Genomic DNA, 17,539 nt, shown 5'->3' with positions numbered 1-17,539 from the left:
GGACTGGAGGGGCCCGCGCGGCTCGATCTCGTTGACGGTGCCGCCGGGGCGGGGCCAACTAGTGCGCATGTCCCTCCCCCCTTCGCGAAGAATCCGTGCAGTCTGCGCGCTCGCCGTCGCTTCCTCCGCCGTGTTCGCCCTGGCCGGGCCCGCGCTCGCCGAAGGCACCGCGGCCGGGGGCGCCACGGCCGAGGGCGCCCCGGCCGGAGGCGCCGCAGCCGCCACCGCGGCCGCCGATGCCCCCGTCATCGCCTCCCCCCAGCTCTCCGTCGCCGTCGCCGAGGACTTCCCCCGTGTCCTCGCGTACACCGACCGCACGACCGGTGCCCGCCTCCTCGGCAGTACGGCCCCGGTCACCGAGATCGTCCTCAACGGCACCGCCCGCACCGTCCGGGCCAAGGGCGCCCCCGTCCTGACCGCCTCCTCCGCCGCGTACACCCTCACCTTCCCCGAGCTGCCCGGCGTCGAGATCGACGCGCGCCTCGGCGTCGAGGGGCGGACCACCACCTTCAAGGTGACCGCCGTCCGTGACACCGAGGGCTTCCGGGTCGGCACCCTCGACATACCGGGCCACGACCTGGTCTCCGTGGGCTCCTCGGACGCCGGCGCGGCGACCGCCTTCACCCGGCTCGACCCCGACTCCACCCGTACCGCCGACGTCTTCGCACCGGTCACCGACGCGACCGCCGCCGACGCGAACCCGGTCGGCGCGAGCTACGCGATCGTCAACACCGGGCAGCTCGCCGCCGCCGTCGAGTCCAACTCCAGCTACGACAAGCCCACCGGGGCGTCCGCCCGCGACGGCGCCCGCTTCTGGCACCAGGCCCGCAAGAGCGGCACCGAGACCCGCGTCGGCGTCTGGTCCGGCCAGTGGACCTACCGCGGCGAGGGTGCCCCGAAGCCCGCGAGCGGCGACGGTCTGCCCTGGGCCAAGGTCGTCGTCACCCCCGACGCCAACGCCGACGGCGCCACCGACTGGCAGGACGGCGCCGTCGCCTTCCGTACGATCGGGATCAAGGCCCCCGGTAGCGAGCAGACCCCCGACCGGGTCGTCGCCCACATCCCGTTCAACTTCGCCTCCCAGGCCACCCACCCCTTCCTGCGCACCCTCGACGACGTCAAGCGGATCTCGCTCTCCACCGACGGACTCGGCCAGTTCGCGCTGCTCAAGGGGTACGGCTCCGAGGGCCACGACTCCGCCCACCCCGACTACGGCGGCAACTACAACAAGCGGGCCGGCGGCCTCGCCGACCTCAACGTCCTCCTCAAGGAGGGCCGGAAGTGGGGCGCGGACTTCGGCGTCCACGTCAACGCCACCGAGTCGTACCCCGAGGCGAAGAACTTCAGCGAGACCCTCGTCGACAAGACGAAGCCCGGCTGGAACTGGCTCAACCAGAGCTACTACATCGACCAGCGCCGCGACATCAACAGCGGCGACCTCGCCCGCCGCTTCCAGCAGCTGCGCGACGAGACCGACCGCAACCTCTCCATGCTCTACATCGACGTCTACTACACCCACGGCTGGATCGCCGACGAGACGATGCGCGCCGTCCAGGCACAGGGCTGGAACGTCGCCACCGAGTGGTCCGAGAAGTTCGAGAGGGCCTCCCTCTGGTCCCACTGGGCCAACGACCTCGACTACGGCGGCGCCACCAACAAGGGCATCAACTCTCAGATCGTCCGCTTCATCCGCAACGGCGAGAAGGACATCTGGAACAACCACCCGGTCCTCGGCCAGACCGCCCTCGTCGACTTCGAGGGCTGGACCGGCGAGACCGACTGGAACGACTTCACTGCCAACATCTGGCAGCGGAACCTGCCCGCCAAGTACCTCCAGCAGCAGAAGATCACCCGCTGGAACGGCAACGACCTCACCTTCACCGGCGGGGTCCGCGGCACCGTCGAGGACGGCCGCCGCACCTTCTACGACAACGGCCGCAAGGTCCTGGACGGCGAGAACTACCTGCTGCCCTGGGACGGCGGAAAAGACGGCGGCAAGGACGGCGGGAAGAAGCTCTACCACTACAACAAGACCGGCGGCACGACCAGTTGGGCCGTCCCGGCCGGTGCCGGCTCGTACTCCGTCTACAAGCTCACCGACAACGGACGCGTGAAGACCGCCACCGTGCGGCCCACCGGCGGGAAGATCACCCTCGACGCCGTCGCCGGGCAGCCCTACGTCCTCTACCCCGACCGGGCCCCCGACCAGGCCGCCGCCAAGTGGGGCCAGGGCACCCCGGTGAAGGACCCCGGCTTCAACGACGCGAAGCTCACCGGCTGGACCAAGGCCGGCACCGTCGCCCGTGACACCGACGAGCAGGGCCGCAACAGCGCCGCGCTCTCCGGCACCGCCGCCGCCTCGGTCCGCCAGCAGATCACCGGACTCACCCCCGGCAAGCGGTACACCGCCTCCGCCCTCATCGAGGTCGCGGCGGGCGCCACCCGGCCCACCACCCTCTCGATCGGCGGGCAGGCCGTCACCGTCGAACGCTCCTCGCTCCAGGACCGGGTCGCCGCCTCCGACTGGAACGGCACCCGCTTCCAGCGCGCCAAGGTCACCTTCACCGCACCGGTCGGCGGCAGCACCCCGCTGCGGATCCAGGCCGCGAGCGGCAGCGCCGCCACCGTCCGGATCGACGACGTCCGGATCGTCGCCAACGCCCCCGCCGGCAAGGCCGGAACGCTGGTGTACGAGGACTTCGAGGCCGTCGACCAGGGCTGGGGCCCCTTCCTCAAGGGCGACTCCGGCGGTACGACCGACCCGCGCACCCACATCGCCCAGCTGCACGCCCCGTACACCCAGGCCGGCTGGAACGGGAAGCTGATCGACGACGTCATCGGCGGCGCCGAGTCCCTCAAGTCCCACGACGAGAACAGCGGACTGGTCTACCGGACCGCGCCCTGGACCGTCCCCATGAAGGACGGCCGCACCTACCGCGTCGAGTACGACTACCGATCGAGCCACGCGGGCGCGTACGAGTGGGTCACCGGCTACGACCGTGCGAACGGGACCTCCGTGGAGACCCGCCGCACCCCCCTCGGGCAGCAGAGGGCCGACGGGCACTTCTCCGAGACCGTCACGGCCGGCTGCGGCGACACCTGGACGGGCCTGCGCAAGCGCGGTGACGCCCCGGACGGCGCCGACTTCGTCCTCGACGCCTTCACCGTCACCGACCTCGGCCCGGCCGCCGAGCGCGCCGCCTGCGGCACGCTCACCGTCGCCGCGCCCGAGACCCTGGAGCCGGGCCGCCCGAACCAGGTCACGGCCACCTTCGCCAACGACGAGGCGGGCGAGGTCTCCGGCGCCCGGGCCGAACTCACCCTCCCGGCGGGCTGGACCGCCGAACCGGCCGCACCCGTCTCCCTGGGCACGGTCGCGGCGGGCGGGAAGGCCACCGCCACCTGGCAGGTGACGCCTCCGGTGGACGCGGCCTACCGGCCGTACACGCTCGACGCCTCCGTCGCCTACAGGGTCGGGGGAGGGGAGCGGAAGCTCACCGCCGCCACCACCGTCCGTACGCTGCCCCCGCCGCCCACCGCCGACAGCTGGGCCAGCGACCTGGACTGGACCTCGGCCACCAACGGCTGGGGCCCCGTCGAGCGCGACCTCTCCAACGGCGAGACGGGCACCGGCGACGGCTCCCCGCTGCGCGTCGGGGGAGTGACGTACGCCAAGGGCCTCGGCAGCCACGCGCCCGCGAAGGTCCGCTACTACCTGGGCGGCCGCTGCACCTCCCTCACCGCCGAGGTCGGGGTGGACGACGTCCAGACCAGCCGGGGCAGCGTCCAGTTCAGCGTCCTCGCCGACGGAACGGAGAAGGTGAAGTCCCCGGTCCTCAAGGCCACCGACACGGCCTGGTCGCTCACCGCCGACGTCACCGGCGCCACCTGGGTCGACCTGGTGGTCGGCGACGGAGGCGACGGCAACGGCAACGACCACGCGGACTGGGGGAACGCCCGCTTCCACTGCGGAGGCTGAAATGGCCGAGAAGAGCTGACGCGAGCCGGATGCGCTGACGTGAGCTGACCGGAGTGCACAGAGGAGGTCACCCGCACGGGCCAACCCGTACGGGCCTGCTCACAGGCCACCCTCACAGGGCACGGCGAGACGGCACATACGTCTCGCCGTGTCCCGTTTTCAGCGGGCGGGGGTGCCGCGGCGCGACGGCCCACCTGGTCGGCGGTGCCGCGGAGAATGCCATGCTGGTGTGGAACACGGCCGGGGCGATCCGCCGCCCATGGGCAGGACGGGCAGTGCCCGAATCATCCCGACTCGCTGAGGTCGGTGTCGGAACCCTACAAACACGAGGGGTCCCTGGCTGTTCACTCGCGCTGGTCGGGTCATCGTTCTGTCCGGCCCCACCAGGAATCGACACGGGAGACTGTACGGAGTCGACGGCGGGGTTTTCTTGTCCGACTTCGTAGGGTCGGTACATGACCGTTGTGGATCAGATCCCGAGCGAGCCCGCCGACGCCCGTGGCCGAGTGGCCGAGCTGCACGTCCTGCGCGAGCAGGCCCTGCGTGGCCCGAGTGAGCGCGCGACCGAGGCCCAGCACGCGAAGGGCAAGCTGACGGCGCGCGAGCGCATCGAGCTGCTGCTCGACCCCGGTTCCTTCAACGAGGTCGAGCAACTGCGCCGGCACCGCGCCCAGGGCTTCGGCCTGGAGGCGAAGAAGCCGTACACCGACGGTGTGATCACCGGGTGGGGCACGGTCGAGGGCCGGACGGTCTTCGTCTACGCGCACGACTTCCGGATCTTCGGCGGCGCGCTCGGCGAGGCGCACGCGACGAAGATCCACAAGATCATGGACATGGCCATCGCGGCCGGAGCCCCGCTGGTCTCCCTGAACGACGGCGCCGGCGCCCGTATCCAGGAGGGCGTCTCCGCCCTCGCCGGCTACGGCGGCATCTTCCAGCGCAACACCCGCGCCTCGGGTGTCATCCCGCAGATCTCGGTGATGCTCGGCCCGTGCGCCGGCGGCGCGGCCTACAGCCCGGCCCTCACGGACTTCGTCTTCATGGTCCGCGAGACCTCGCAGATGTTCATCACCGGACCGGACGTCGTCAAGGCGGTCACCGGCGAGGAGATCACCCAGAACGGCCTCGGCGGCGCCGATGTCCACGCGGGTGTCTCCGGTGTCTCCCACTTCGCGTACGACGACGAGGAGACCTGCATCGCGGAGGTCCGCTACCTCCTGTCGATGCTCCCGCAGAACAACCGCGAGAACCCGCCGACCGTCGCCTCCGAGGACCCGGCGGACCGCCGCTCCGACGTCCTGCTCGACCTGGTCCCGGCCGACGGCAACCGCCCGTACGACATGCACAAGGTCATCGAGGAGCTCGTCGACGACGGCGACTACCTGGAGATCCACGAGCGCTGGGCCCGCAACATCATCTGCGCCCTCGCCCGGCTCGACGGCCAGGTCGTCGGTCTCGTCGCCAACCAGCCCCAGACGCTGGCCGGTGTCCTGGACATCGAGGCCTCCGAGAAGGCCGCCCGCTTCGTGCAGATGTGCGACGCCTTCAACATCCCGATCATCACCCTTCTGGACGTACCCGGCTTCCTGCCGGGCGTCGACCAGGAGCACGGTGGAATCATCCGCCACGGCGCGAAGCTGCTGTACGCGTACTGCAACGCGACCGTGCCCCGGATCAGCCTGATCCTGCGCAAGGCGTACGGCGGCGCTTACATCGTCATGGACTCCCAGTCCATCGGCGCCGACCTGACGTACGCCTGGCCCACCAACGAAATCGCGGTCATGGGCGCCGAGGGCGCCGCCAACGTGATCTTCCGCAAGCAGATCGCCGAGGCCGAGGACCCCGAGGCCATGCGAGCCCGCATGGTCAAGGAGTACAAGGCCGAGCTGATGCACCCGTACTACGCGGCGGAGCGCGGCCTGGTCGACGACGTCATCGACCCCGCCGACACCCGCCAGGTGCTCATCAGGTCCCTCGCGATGCTCCGCACCAAGCACGCCGACCTGCCGTCCCGCAAGCACGGCAACCCGCCTCAGTAAGAGGAGTCATCCACGTGACAACCCCTGCCAACCTTCTCCGTGTCGAGAAGGGCCTCGCCGACCCCGAGGAGCTGGCCGCCATCACGGCGGTGCTGCTCGCCCGCGCCGCCGCCCGGTCCGACGAGGACGCGACGACGGACCACCGCGCCCGCACCACGGCCGGCTGGCGCCGACTGGAGCGCGAGCACGGCTTCCGCGCGCCGCACAGCTGGCGCTGATCGCACGATCGGCCCGAGGAGGGCCGGAACCCGGTATCACCGGGTTCCGGCCCTCCTTCGCGCTGTCAGGGCCCTGGCGGCGCCGTGAGGCCGTGCTCCGGACACGCCGAAGGCCGCGCTCCCCGAGGGGAACGCGGCCTTCGGTACGAAACGCCGGGGACAGCTACCGCAGGCGGGCCATGAGGGCGTGCTCGACGAGTGTGATGAGCGCGCTCTTGGCGTCCGCGCGGTGGCGGGCGTCCGTGGTGATGATGGGGGTGTCCGGGCCGATCTGAAGGGCCTCGCGGACCTCCTCGGGCTGGTACGGCTGGCTCCCGTCGAAGCCGTTGAGGGCGATGACGAACGGCAGTCCGCTGTTCTCGAAGTAGTCGACCGCGGGGAAGCAGTCGGCGAGGCGGCGGGTGTCGACGAGCACGACGGCGCCGATGGCGCCGCGGACCAGGTCGTCCCACATGAACCAGAAGCGGTCCTGGCCCGGCGTACCGAAGAGGTACAGGATCAGGTCCTGGTCCAGCGTGATGCGGCCGAAGTCCATGGCGACAGTCGTCGTCGTCTTGTCGCCGGTGTGCGTGAGGTCGTCGATGCCCGCGGACGCGGACGTCATGACGGCTTCGGTACGCAGCGGGTTGATCTCCGAGACGGCGCCCACGAACGTGGTCTTGCCCACGCCGAAGCCACCCGCCACCACGATCTTCGCGCTGGTGGTTGAACGGGCCGCGCCGCCGCTAGAGCTTGCGAAGTCCACTGAGCACCCTTTCGAGCAGTGTCACGTCTGGCTGACCGCCGGCGGCTTCGTCGCCGCCCGGCTGGTGGATGGCGACAAGTCCGGCCTCTGCCAGGTCGGCGACGAGGATTCGGGCGACGCCGAGGGGGATGGAGAGAAGGGCCGAGATCTCCGCGACCGACTTGATCTCGAAGCACAGCCGGCAGATCCGCTGGTGCTCGGGCAACTGCCCCTGCAGCCGCGCCGGATCGGCCGTGGTACTGACCAGCGCCTCGATGGCGAGCTGGTAACGCGGCCGGGTCCGGCCGCCGGTCATCGCGTACGGACGCACCAGCGGGTTGTGCCCGCCCGAGCTGCTCGAACCGGCGGCGGAAGGAGCACGCGAGGAGCCCTGCGCACCCGCGGGCTGGGCGTGAGGCTGCCGGTAGGGCTGCGACACACCCTGTCTGCTCGGGGTGGAGGGAAAGTTGAACCGGTTCTGCGTGGTGTCGCCGAGCGGCGCCTGGTACGCGTCATAACCGTTGTAGGGGCTTGAGCCCGGTGGTGTTCCCACGTCTCCTCCTCCGACTGCCTCGCGGTCCATGTCCCTTGGAAACCGCGCCACCGCACCTTACGGGGCGGTGGCGCGAAACGCACTGTCTGTCTGTTAGTTGAGAAGACTTCCCTGAAGCTCCGCCCGGAGGTCAGGAGTCAGGACGCTGCCCGCGCGGTCCACGAGCAGAGCCATCTCGTAGCCCACGAGACCGATGTCGGCCTCCGGGTGGGCGAGGACGGCCAGCGAGGAGCCGTCCGAGACCGACATGATGAAGAGGAAGCCGCGCTCCATCTCCACCACGGTCTGATTGACCGCACCGCCCTCGAAGATCCGGGACGCGCCCGCGGTCAGCGAGGTCAGTCCGGAAGCGACGGCCGCCAGCTGGTCGGCGCGGTCCCGGGGGAAACCCTCGGACATCGCCAGCAGGAGTCCGTCGGCGGAGACCACCACCGTGTGCGACACCCCGGGGGTGTTGTCCACGAAGTTGGTGATCAACCAGTTCAGATTCTGCGCCGCCTGGCTCATGCTCACACTAACGCTCCTGGTTGTAGGTACTGCCCGGGCCGAGGCCCGATCCGTTCGTGTCCGTTCCCGCGCTGCGTCCCTGCTGGACACCACGGCGCAGGTTGCTCAACCTGCCCCGTACGTCCTCGGGTGCGCGGGAGACCTGGGGGCCGCCCTGCGGGGTCTGCTCAGCCGTGCCCTCGACCAGGTTGGCCTTCGGGACCCGGCGGGGGAGACCGGACGAGGTGACCCCGCCGGCCTTCGGGTCCTTGAGCTTCCCGGCCCGCTGCCAGCGCTCGTCGTTGGTCGAGCGCCATTCGTCGGTGGTGTCGGCGTCGTTCCGCTGCTCCTGCGCCGGCTGCGCGGGCTTCACCTGCTGCGGTGCCTGCTGCTGCGGCGCCTGCTGGTTCGGCGAGGCGACGCTGCCGCGGCGCGGCAGTCCGGCATCGGTCAGCGCGTGACCGGCGTCCGGGGCGGCACTGGGGGTCGGACCCGGACGGTCGAAGCCTACGCGGTCGGGGGCCTGTTCGGGAGCGCTCGGAGCAGATTCCGATTCCGCTCCGTACTGCTGCTGGTAGCCGCCCTGGTAAGCGCTCTGATCCTGCCACTCTGCCTGGTGGGACTGGGCATCGAACGCATTGCCGTACTGCTGGTGTTCGGTTGTCGGGGTCTCGTACGAAGCTTCCGCATAGCCCTGCTGGGGGTACGCCTCGTAGCCCTGCTGCGGGTACGCGTAGCCGTCCTGCTGCTGCGCGAAGTCGGCCGCGTACTCCTGGCCGTACTCCTGTGTCCCTTGGGGCTGCTGCTGCCCGTAGTCCTGCGCCGGGGCGTACTGCTCGGCCGGGTACTCCTGGGCCTGCTGCTGCCCGTACTCCTGACCCTGCCCGTACTCCTGGCCCTGGGCCTGCTGCGCGTACTCCTGGCCCTGTCCGTACTCCTCCGGCTGCTCGGCCTCGTCGCGGAAGAGCGGCCGGTCGCCACTCTGCGTCTGGGCCTCCAGGGCGGCACGCCGCCCCTCGCGCTTCAGCGAGCGGTCGACCGGGTCGAGCTGGCGCTCCTCCTCGGCCGGCTGCTCGTAACGCGAGTCGTCGAAGCCGAGGTCGGCCGCGGTCAGCATCGGCTGCTGCTGCGGCGGTGCGCTCTCGAAGGCACTCGGCTGCTGCTGCTGCGGAATGATCTGCGAGACCGTGAAGTCGCCCTGGAGCGGCTGCTCGCCACCACCACCGTGCGTGATCGCGTCCGGCAGCATGACCAGCGAGGTCGTACCGGCCTGCTCGCCCGAGGGGCGCAGCTGGACCCGGATGCCGTGGCGGTCGGCGAGTCGGCCGACCACGAAGAGGCCCATGCGCTGCGAGACGGCGGCGTCGACGGTCGGCGGGTTGGCCAGCTTGTGGTTGATGTCCGCGAAGTCCTCGGCGGTGAGGCCGATGCCCTTGTCGTGGATCTCGACCATCACACGGCCGTCGGGGAGACGGGTCGCGGTGACGCGGACCTTGGTCTGGGGGGAGGAGAACGTCGTGGCGTTCTCCAGGAGCTCGGCGAGCAGGTGCACGAGGTCGGTCACGGCCTGGCCGTGGATCTCGGCCTCCGGGACACCGGCCAGCTCGATGCGCTCGTACTGCTCCACCTCGGAGGAGGCGGCGCGCATGACGTCGACCAGCGGGACCGGCTGGTCCCAGCGGCGGCCGGGCTCCTCGCCCGCGAGGACGAGGAGGTTCTCGCCGTTGCGGCGCATACGGGTCGCGAGGTGGTCCAGGCGGAAGAGGTTCTCCAGCTGGTCCGGGTCGGCCTCGTTGTTCTCCAGGTCGGTGATGAGGGTCAGCTGGCCCTCGATCAGCGACTGGTTGCGGCGCGAGAGGTTGGTGAAGATCGCGTTGACGTTGCCACGGAGCATGGCCTGCTCGGCGGCGAGCCGGACGGCCTCGCGGTGGACCTGGTCGAAGGCGCGGGCGACCTCGCCGATCTCGTCCTGCGTGTCGATCGGGATCGGCTGGACGCGGGTGTCGACACGGCCCGGCTCGGTACGGGAGAGCTGGTCGACCAGCATCGGCAGGCGCTGCTCGGCGATGCCGAAGGCGGCGGTGCGCAGCTGCTGCATCGAGCGGCTCATCTGGCGGGCCATCATCCCGGCCAGGATGAAGGCGGCGAGCAGGGCGATGACGACGATGCCACCGATGACCCAGGCGTCGGTCTTGGCCTCGTCGGAGATCTTGATCGCCTCGGCCACGGCCTTGTCGACCAGGGCCTTCTCGACCTCGGAGTAGCCGTCGAACTTGGCGGTGGCGACGGCCATCCAGCTCTCGGCCGTGACGCCCTTGGACTTGAGCGCCGCGAGGGCCTCGGGGCCCTTGGCGGTGCCGATCGCGGTGGCGGAGCCGGAGTAGACGGAGCCGTCCTTGCCCTTGGGCAGGTCGACGCCGGCGGCCTGCATCTGCTTGGCGCCCTCGGCGGCCTTGCCCGCCATGACCTTCTTCAGCAGCTCGACGTCCTCGGGCATACCACCGGAGGAGAACTCGCCGAGGGCGATCTGCTCCAGGTAGTTGTACGAGTTGAACGCCACGGACTGCTGGGCGAAGACGGCTTCGGTGCGGCTGGGCCGGACCAGGAGCTGGGTGCCGATGGAGCGCTGGAGCGACTCGGCGCCCTTGGCCAGCTGGATGGCGTAGACGCTACGGCCGTAGGCGGTGACGTTGCCGGTGCCGAGGCCGAGCTCGTTGGAGAACTCGGTGAGGTAGTGCTGGACGCCGGTGTACCCGAGCTGGGTGTTCACCGGGTCGAGGGAGCGGGTGTACGCGGCCTTGCGCAGCGCGTCGAGCTTCGGCTCCTCGTCCTTGAAGAGCCGGAGGCGGCGTTCGAGACCCTGGCCCGAGGGCAGGTTCTTGGCGGCCTCGTCGAACTTGATCCGGGCGGCGTCGGTCGCGGCGTACGCCCGCGTGACGTCGTCGCTCTTGCGGTCCTCGGCGGACTTGGCCGCGAGCAGCGGGCCCGCGGTGAGGTCCCGCTCGTTGAGGAGGGCGGTGCTGTACTCCGAGGCGGCGCGCACGATGAGCGCCGTCTTCTCGGCGTCCTGCGCCTCCTGCCAGGTGTCGATCGCTCCCTTGACCTGGAAGCCGCCCATGACGAGGCCGACCAGCACGGGTATGAGGAGGATCGCGTTCAGCCTGGTGGGCACCCGCCAGTTGCGGGGCGAAAGCTTGCTGGAGCTGCCCGGGGTGGCGACCACGGGGGGCTGCGTCACGGGCACGTCCGCGGGCGACATCACCGTCCGCGACGGCGGGGTGAAGTTGCCCCGTGTCTCCTGCTCCGCGGAGCTTTCCTTGCTGCGCCTCACTCGACCAACAACCTCTCGGCGTCGGCACCTACGTTGTGCCGGTGTTTCGTTCAGGGCCGTACTACTCGGGAGTTCATGAATTGCAGCACGTGAAGGGGGTCGGTTCCAAACAGTGGGCACTGGCGGCTTTCGCCGGTCCAGACCTCGTATAAAACGGGCATAAAGAGCGAGCCCCGCCAAATGGCGGGGCTCATGTGAGCGCAGTGACACCGATCGGATGCGTCGGGTGTCCGAGGCGCCCCAATTCTCTGTCGAAATGTTATGAACGCGCGGGCGGCCGTGTCGAAGGACACAGACCGCCCCTGGCGGTGGCATATGACAACCGCCCCGGTTGGTCCCGTTACTTGAGGCGGGCCATGAGGGCGTGCTCGACGAGCGTGATGAGCGCGCTCTTGGCGTCCGCGCGGTGGCGGGCGTCCGTGGTGATGATGGGGGTGTCCGGGCCGATCTGAAGGGCCTCGCGGACCTCCTCGGGCTGGTACGGCTGGGCCCCGTCGAAGCCGTTGAGGGCGATGACGAACGGCAGTCCGCTGTTCTCGAAGTAGTCGACCGCCGGGAAGCAGTCCGCGAGACGGCGGGTGTCGACCAGGACGACGGCGCCGATGGCGCCGCGGACCAGGTCGTCCCACATGAACCAGAAGCGGTCCTGGCCCGGCGTACCGAAGAGGTACAGGATCAGGTCCTGGTCCAGCGTGATGCGGCCGAAGTCCATGGCCACGGTCGTCGTCGTCTTGCCACCCGTGTGCGTGAGGTCGTCGATGCCCGCGGACGCGGACGTCATGACGGCCTCGGTACGCAGCGGGTTGATCTCCGAGACGGCGCCCACGAACGTGGTCTTGCCCACGCCGAAGCCACCCGCCACCACGATCTTCGCGCTGGTGGTTGAACGGGCCGCGCCGCCGCTAGAGCTTGCGAAGTCCACTGAGCACCCTTTCGAGCAGAGTCACGTCCGGCGTGCCGCCGGTCTCTCCGTTGCCCGGCTGGTGGATCGCCACCATGCCGGCCTCCGCCAGGTCGGCGACGAGGATGCGGGCGACACCGAGGGGCATCGACAGCAGAGCCGACACCTCGGCCACCGACTTGACCTCACGGCACAGGTGGCAGATCCGCTGGTGCTCCGGGAGGAGCGTGGCGAGGTGCGCCGGGTCGGCCGTGGTGCTGACCAGCGCCTCGATGGCGAGCTGGTAACGCGGCCGGGTCCGGCCGCCGGTCATCGCGTACGGACGCACCAGCGGCTGGTCGCCCTCATGTCCGTACTCGTCGACTGAATTGCCGTACGGATCGTGAGAGGCGGGGGGCGGGGTCATGAATCCTCCGGGCGTGACGGCAAACGATCTGCCGTCTGATGGGGCCGGTGGGGGGCCGGGTGGGGCGGCCGGACGGATAACGGTGCCAGGGCGGTACGGAGGGGCGTACCGCCCTGTCGGTCGGTGGTGCGGTGGGGTTTCCGTGAAGCAACCCGGCTAGTGGAGCAGGCTGCCCTGGAGCTCCGCGCGGAGATCCGGGGTGAGGACACTGCCGGCCCGGTCGACCAGCAGCGTCATCTCGTAGCCCACGAGGCCGATGTCGCACTCGGGGTGCGCGAGCACGGCCAGCGAGGAGCCGTCGGAGACCGACATGAGGAAGAGGAAGCCGCGCTCCATCTCCACCACGGTCTGCGCGACGGGTCCCCCCTCGAAGATCCGGGACGCACCCGCGGTCAGCGAGGTCAGTCCGGACGCGACCGCCGCCAGCTGGTCGGCACGGTCGCGGGGGAATCCTTCGGACATGGCCAGCAGGAGTCCGTCGGCGGAGACCACCACCGTGTGGGACACCCCAGGGGTGTTGTCCACGAAGTTGGTGATCAACCAGTTCAGATTCTGCGCCGCCTGGCTCATCGCGTTCAACTAACGCTCCTGCTGATGGTTCGGACCGAGGTGGTGATTACCCGTGGTCGAGTTACCTGCCTGACGGCCCTGCTGAATGCCGCGGCGCAGATTGGTCAGCCGGCCGCGGACGTCGTCGGGTGCACGCGAGACCTGGGGGCCGGCGGTGTGCGCCTGCTCCTGAGCGGTCCCGGGTACGAGGTTGGCCTTCGGCACACGCCGGGGAAGACCAGAGGTGGTGACACCGCCGGCCGCGGGCTTGCGCACCCGTTCGGCCTGGCGCACCAGCTCGTCGTTGGGCGAGGTCCGCCAGGCGGCCCCGCCGTTCTGGCGGCCGTCGGCCGGGTCACCGGCCGGACGCTGAGCCGGAGCGGACGGCTGCGACACGACCGGGGTCTGCGTCGTCTGCTGTGCCTGCTCCTGCGCCTGCTCCTGGTTGAACCAGTTGGTCTCCAGCGTGTCGTACAGGGGGGTACGACCGTCGCCCGCACCGGCCGGCGGCAGGGCCTCCGGACGGCGCGGCTGCTGGAGCTGCGGCTGACGCGGCTCGGCGCCCTGACGCGGAGCGCCGAAGTCGCCACTGCCACCACCGGTGCGCTGACGCGGGGCCGGCGGCTGCGGGGCCTGCTGCTGCGCCTGCGGTACGAAGGGCTGCCGGCCGAACTGCTGCTGCTGGCCGCCCTGGTACTGCTGGTTCTGGCCCTGCTGCTGGCCCTGCTGCGGGGCGTACTGGTTCTGGCCCTGGCCCTGCGGCTGCTGCTGCTGCGGGGCACCGAAGTCGGGCCGCGCGAACTGGCCGGTGGAACCGGGACCCTGCGGGGCACCGAAGTCCGGGCGCGGGAACTGCGCCGTCGAGGCCGGGTCCTGGACCCCGCCCTGGTACACCTGCGGGGCCTGGTGCTGCGGGGCCTGCTGCGGGCGACCCTGCGGCTGCTGCTGCGGGGCACCGAAGTCGGGGCGCGGGAACTGGCCCGTGGAGCCGGGGCCCTGGGGGGCCGACGGCGCCGCGAACTGGCCCGACGTCTCCGGGTCCTCGTGACCGCGCGGGGCGTCCAGCGGGGACATCTCCTGCTGCGGGCGCCGGACCGGCTGCTGAGCCTGGTCGTTGCCCCAGCTCGCGGCCTGCGGGCGCTGCGGCTGGGGGTTGCCCCCCGGCAGCTCGGCGCGCGGGAACTCGTACCCACCGGTCTGGTCGGCCCCCGGGGCCTGGCCCTGCGGAGCGTGCTGCGGCGCGCCGGGTCCGGCCTGCGGGCCGCCCTGGCTGCCCCACACGTCCGTACGGGAGGGGATGGCGCTCGCGGCGCCGCCGATGAGACCGCCACCGGGGCCCGGCCGCTGCGGGTCGTTGATCCCCGGGGCCTGCGGGGCCTGGGGGATCTGCGGCAGCTGACCGGTCCGGTCCAGCTGCGCGTTCTGCGGCTGCGGGGTCCGGGCCTGCGGGCCACCCGTGAGCGGGGCACCGTCACGGGCGGGCAGCGCGGCCCGGGGGCCGCTCGTACCGACCTGACCGCGCGGCGCACCGGTGCCGAGGCGGCCGGCCGCCGAGGACGGCGCACCGCCCTGGCCCGGACGTCCGCCGGCGGGGCCACCGGCCGCGCCGGGACCGGCGGGAAGGCGGCCGCCCGGGGCGGAGGCACCCGGAGGCATCGCGCCCTGGCCACCTGCGGCCGGCTTGGGCATGGGCTTCTTGCCGCCCTGGGCGACGTCGACCGGCAGCATGACGAGCGCGGTGGTGCCGCCCGAGTCGGAGGGGCGCAGCTGGATGCGGATGCCGTGTCGCAGGGACAGGCGGCCGACCACGAAGAGACCCATGCGGCGGGAGACCGAGACGTCCACGGTGGGCGGCGAGGCGAGCCGCTCGTTGATCGCGGCGAGGTCCTCGGGGGAGAGGCCGATGCCGGTGTCGTGGATCTCGACGAGCACCCGGCCGTCGGGCAGCGCGTGACCGGTGACCCGGACCTTGGTCTGCGGCGAGGAGAACGAGGTGGCGTTCTCGAGCAGCTCGGCGAGGAGGTGGACGAGGTCGTTGACGACCCGGCCGGCGACCTCGGTCGCGGGGACCGAGGAGAGTTCGATGCGCTCGTACTGCTCCACCTCGGAGGCGGCGGCACGGAGCACGTCGACCAGCGGGACCGGGCGGGTCCAGCGGCGGCCCGGCTCCTCACCGGCGAGGACGAGGAGGTTCTCACCGTTACGGCGCATGCGCGTCGCGAGGTGGTCGAGCTTGAAGAGCGAGGACAGCTGGTCCGGGTCGGCCTCGCGCGACTCCAGTTCGGAGATGAGCGAGAGCTGACGCTGGATGAGGCCCTGGGAACGGCGCGAGAGGTTGGTGAACATCGCGTTGACGTTGCCCCGGAGGAGGGCCTGCTCGGCGGCGAGACGGACGGCCTCGCGGTGCACGTCGTCGAAGGCCGCGGCCACCTGGCCGATCTCGTCCCGGGAGTGCACACCGACGGACTCGACGGAGGTGTCGACGTCCTGCGGGTCGGACTCGGAGAGCTGCTTGACCAGCTCGGGCAGGCGTTCCTGGGCGACCTTGGTCGCGGTGTCCTGGAGCCGGCGCAGCGAGCGGATCATGGACCGGGCCACGACGAAGGCGCCGATGAGCGAGACACCGAGGACGAGGAGGATCAGCGCACCGTTGACGATGGCGTCCCGCTGCGACTCCTGGCGGAGTTCACGGGCCATGGTCTCCATGTCACCGAGCAGCTCGCGCTCGATGCGGTTCATGGCGGTGATCTTGGTGCCGTACTCGTCGGTGAAGTTCAGGTGACCGCGCTTCGGGCCGCCCGGCATCGTGGCGTCGGAGTTGAGGACGCGCTCGGCGTACTTCTCGGCGGCCGTGATCGACGGGTTGCCGGTGTTCAGGGAGGCGGTCCGCTCGGTGGCGTCACCGCCCGCCGACTCGTAGATCGCCTGGAAGGACTTGAGCTCGACGCCCTCGGAGTTGAGCGCGGCCTCGGCGTAGAGACGGTCACCCGGCTGGATCCTGCCGGAGGTCCGGTCGCTCGGGGGCAGCGCCGCGGCGATGATCGCCTGCTGGATGGAGGCGTACTCCTTGGCGGACGAGAACGCGGCGAGCGCTCGGGTCCGCTTGATCATCTCGGGGTTGCTGGTCGCCTGCGCCATGTCCTGGGACAGACCGAGCAGCGAGCGGATGAGGCGGCTGTACGCCTCGACCGTCACCGAGTGGGAGACGCCCTTCTCGTAGGCGTTCCGCCGGATCGTGTGGAGCTGGCTGACCTGCGAGGCGATCTGGTTGACGTTCTGCCGGATGCTGCGCAGCGCCTCGTCGCCCTCGGTGGCCGGGACGTCCTCGGTGGCCTGGAGGAAGGCCTTGTACTCGAGGTCCGTCCTGCGGCGCGGGTTGGCGACCTGGTAGTCGCTGGCCGGGCGGCCGTTGGCCAGCGGACCCGCGGACAGGTCGCGCTCGGACTGCAGGGCCTGCGCGAGGTCGGTCGCCTCACGGGTCAGCTTGGTGAGCAGCTGCATGTGGTCGAGCTGCTCCATGTCCTGGAGCGACTCGCTGATGCGGATGCCGCCCAGGGTGGTCGCTGCGACCACGGGGAGGGTGAGGAGCGCGACCAGGCGCGTGGAGATGCGCCAGTTGCGCAGGGCTATTCGGGGGCCGACCTCGTTCTCGGCCTTGGGCTTGGGGGGTGCGTCGGACGGCTCGGCGGAAGCGGCCGCGGCGCTCGTGCGCCTGCCGCCGTCACCGCCCTCGCCGGACGGTCCCTGACCCTGGTTCGGGGTGCGCGAGGCCGAGGGACCGCGGTCGGTCCCGGCACGCGGTTCCTGCTCCGCCGGAGTATCCGCTCGGCCCTGGCGGGCCTGGGGAGACCCCGAGCCATCCCTCTTGAAACGTCCCTGCACTAGCGTCGCAACCTCTGGACCAGGCGTCCCTCCGGATGAACGGAGAAGACGGTGTCGGCGTCAATCGGGGTGCGGAGAGCACCCCAGGTGGTCGTCGGTGACCGGCGCAGTTCCCCCTTCCCCGCCACATGGCCGGCGCTGCGTTGCGCCTCCTGCGCGCCGGCTTGAAACCCGCGGCGGTGCGTGGAATTCCAGCACAGTGCCGGAACTCCAACAAGGGCCGCGTGTCGCGCCGGGAGGGTCATGACAACCCGTACGCAGAGCGTCACCGCATGTAGAAGATGATCACGGAGGATTCGGACTTTTCCTCTCCAATGGCTGCGCGTACCCGTGTGTCCCAGTCGCCATGATCAGGAGCGGAATAGAGCATTCAGTGGCGTAATGTCCCTTTCCGTGGCGACAGGCGACGGTCCGTAATGCCCGGAATATGTCCCCAGTGGTGAGCAAACTCACACGATGATCGATGTCTTA

11 protein-coding genes are annotated in these 17,539 nt (G+C 70.8%); 3 read left to right on the top strand and 8 right to left on the bottom strand.

Going from position 1 to position 17,539, the window contains the following annotated elements; genetic code table 11:
• The first annotated feature begins 67 nt into the window (after nucleotides 1–67).
• From OG259_RS12680 to OG259_RS12670, 3 genes are all read left to right on the top strand, one after another.
• Nucleotides 68–3,979 carry an endo-alpha-N-acetylgalactosaminidase family protein gene (locus OG259_RS12680; RefSeq protein ID WP_328942359.1) on the top strand — a complete coding sequence of 1,304 codons (3,912 nt, stop codon included), beginning with the start codon at nucleotides 68–70 and terminating at the stop codon, nucleotides 3,977–3,979.
• A gap of 455 nt (nucleotides 3,980–4,434) precedes the next feature.
• On the top strand, nucleotides 4,435–6,018 hold the full coding sequence (locus OG259_RS12675; RefSeq protein ID WP_328942358.1) for an acyl-CoA carboxylase subunit beta: 1,584 nt from the start codon (nucleotides 4,435–4,437) through the stop codon (nucleotides 6,016–6,018).
• 14 nt (nucleotides 6,019–6,032) lie between these two features.
• Complete coding sequence (locus OG259_RS12670; protein WP_328942357.1) at nucleotides 6,033–6,236, top strand: acyl-CoA carboxylase subunit epsilon; 204 nt, start codon at nucleotides 6,033–6,035, stop codon at nucleotides 6,234–6,236.
• A 163-nt stretch (nucleotides 6,237–6,399) separates the two neighbouring features.
• Here the strand turns inward: OG259_RS12670 and OG259_RS12665 are convergent, their stop codons facing one another.
• The 8 genes from OG259_RS12665 to OG259_RS12630 form a co-directional block, all read right to left on the bottom strand.
• On the bottom strand, nucleotides 6,400–6,981 hold the full coding sequence (locus tag OG259_RS12665; RefSeq protein WP_187623077.1) for a GTP-binding protein: 582 nt from the start codon (nucleotides 6,979–6,981) through the stop codon (nucleotides 6,400–6,402).
• Entirely contained in the window at nucleotides 6,962–7,513 is a 552-nt protein-coding gene (locus OG259_RS12660) for a DUF742 domain-containing protein (RefSeq protein WP_266897068.1), read from the bottom strand. The genes OG259_RS12665 and OG259_RS12660 overlap by 20 nt, the downstream gene beginning before the upstream one ends.
• 93 nt (nucleotides 7,514–7,606) lie before the next feature.
• Nucleotides 7,607–8,020, bottom strand: a complete 414-nt coding sequence (locus OG259_RS12655) for a roadblock/LC7 domain-containing protein (protein WP_053725133.1) — start codon at nucleotides 8,018–8,020, stop codon at nucleotides 7,607–7,609.
• A 7-nt stretch (nucleotides 8,021–8,027) separates the two neighbouring features.
• Complete coding sequence (locus tag OG259_RS12650) at nucleotides 8,028–11,330, bottom strand: sensor histidine kinase (protein ID WP_328942356.1); 3,303 nt, start codon at nucleotides 11,328–11,330, stop codon at nucleotides 8,028–8,030.
• Between the two features lie 340 nt (nucleotides 11,331–11,670).
• Complete coding sequence (locus OG259_RS12645) at nucleotides 11,671–12,252, bottom strand: GTP-binding protein (RefSeq protein WP_017235981.1); 582 nt, start codon at nucleotides 12,250–12,252, stop codon at nucleotides 11,671–11,673.
• The gene (locus OG259_RS12640) at nucleotides 12,233–12,637 is read right to left on the bottom strand and encodes a DUF742 domain-containing protein (protein WP_030206207.1); all 405 of its coding nucleotides are present in this window, start codon (nucleotides 12,635–12,637) and stop codon (nucleotides 12,233–12,235) included. Before OG259_RS12640 ends, OG259_RS12645 begins: the two co-directional genes overlap by 20 nt.
• A 156-nt stretch (nucleotides 12,638–12,793) precedes the next feature.
• Nucleotides 12,794–13,207, bottom strand: a complete 414-nt coding sequence (locus tag OG259_RS12635) for a roadblock/LC7 domain-containing protein (protein WP_030325548.1) — start codon at nucleotides 13,205–13,207, stop codon at nucleotides 12,794–12,796.
• Nucleotides 13,208–13,216: 9 nt separating this feature from the next.
• Complete coding sequence (locus OG259_RS12630) at nucleotides 13,217–17,068, bottom strand: sensor histidine kinase (protein ID WP_328942355.1); 3,852 nt, start codon at nucleotides 17,066–17,068, stop codon at nucleotides 13,217–13,219.
• Nucleotides 17,069–17,539 lie beyond the last annotated feature (471 nt).

It is taken from the genome of Streptomyces sp. NBC_00250 (assembly GCF_036192275.1).
GTDB lineage: Bacteria > Actinomycetota > Actinomycetes > Streptomycetales > Streptomycetaceae > Streptomyces.
Note: the sequence above shows the minus strand (reverse complement) of the source record. Positions and strands in the feature narration are given on the sequence as shown.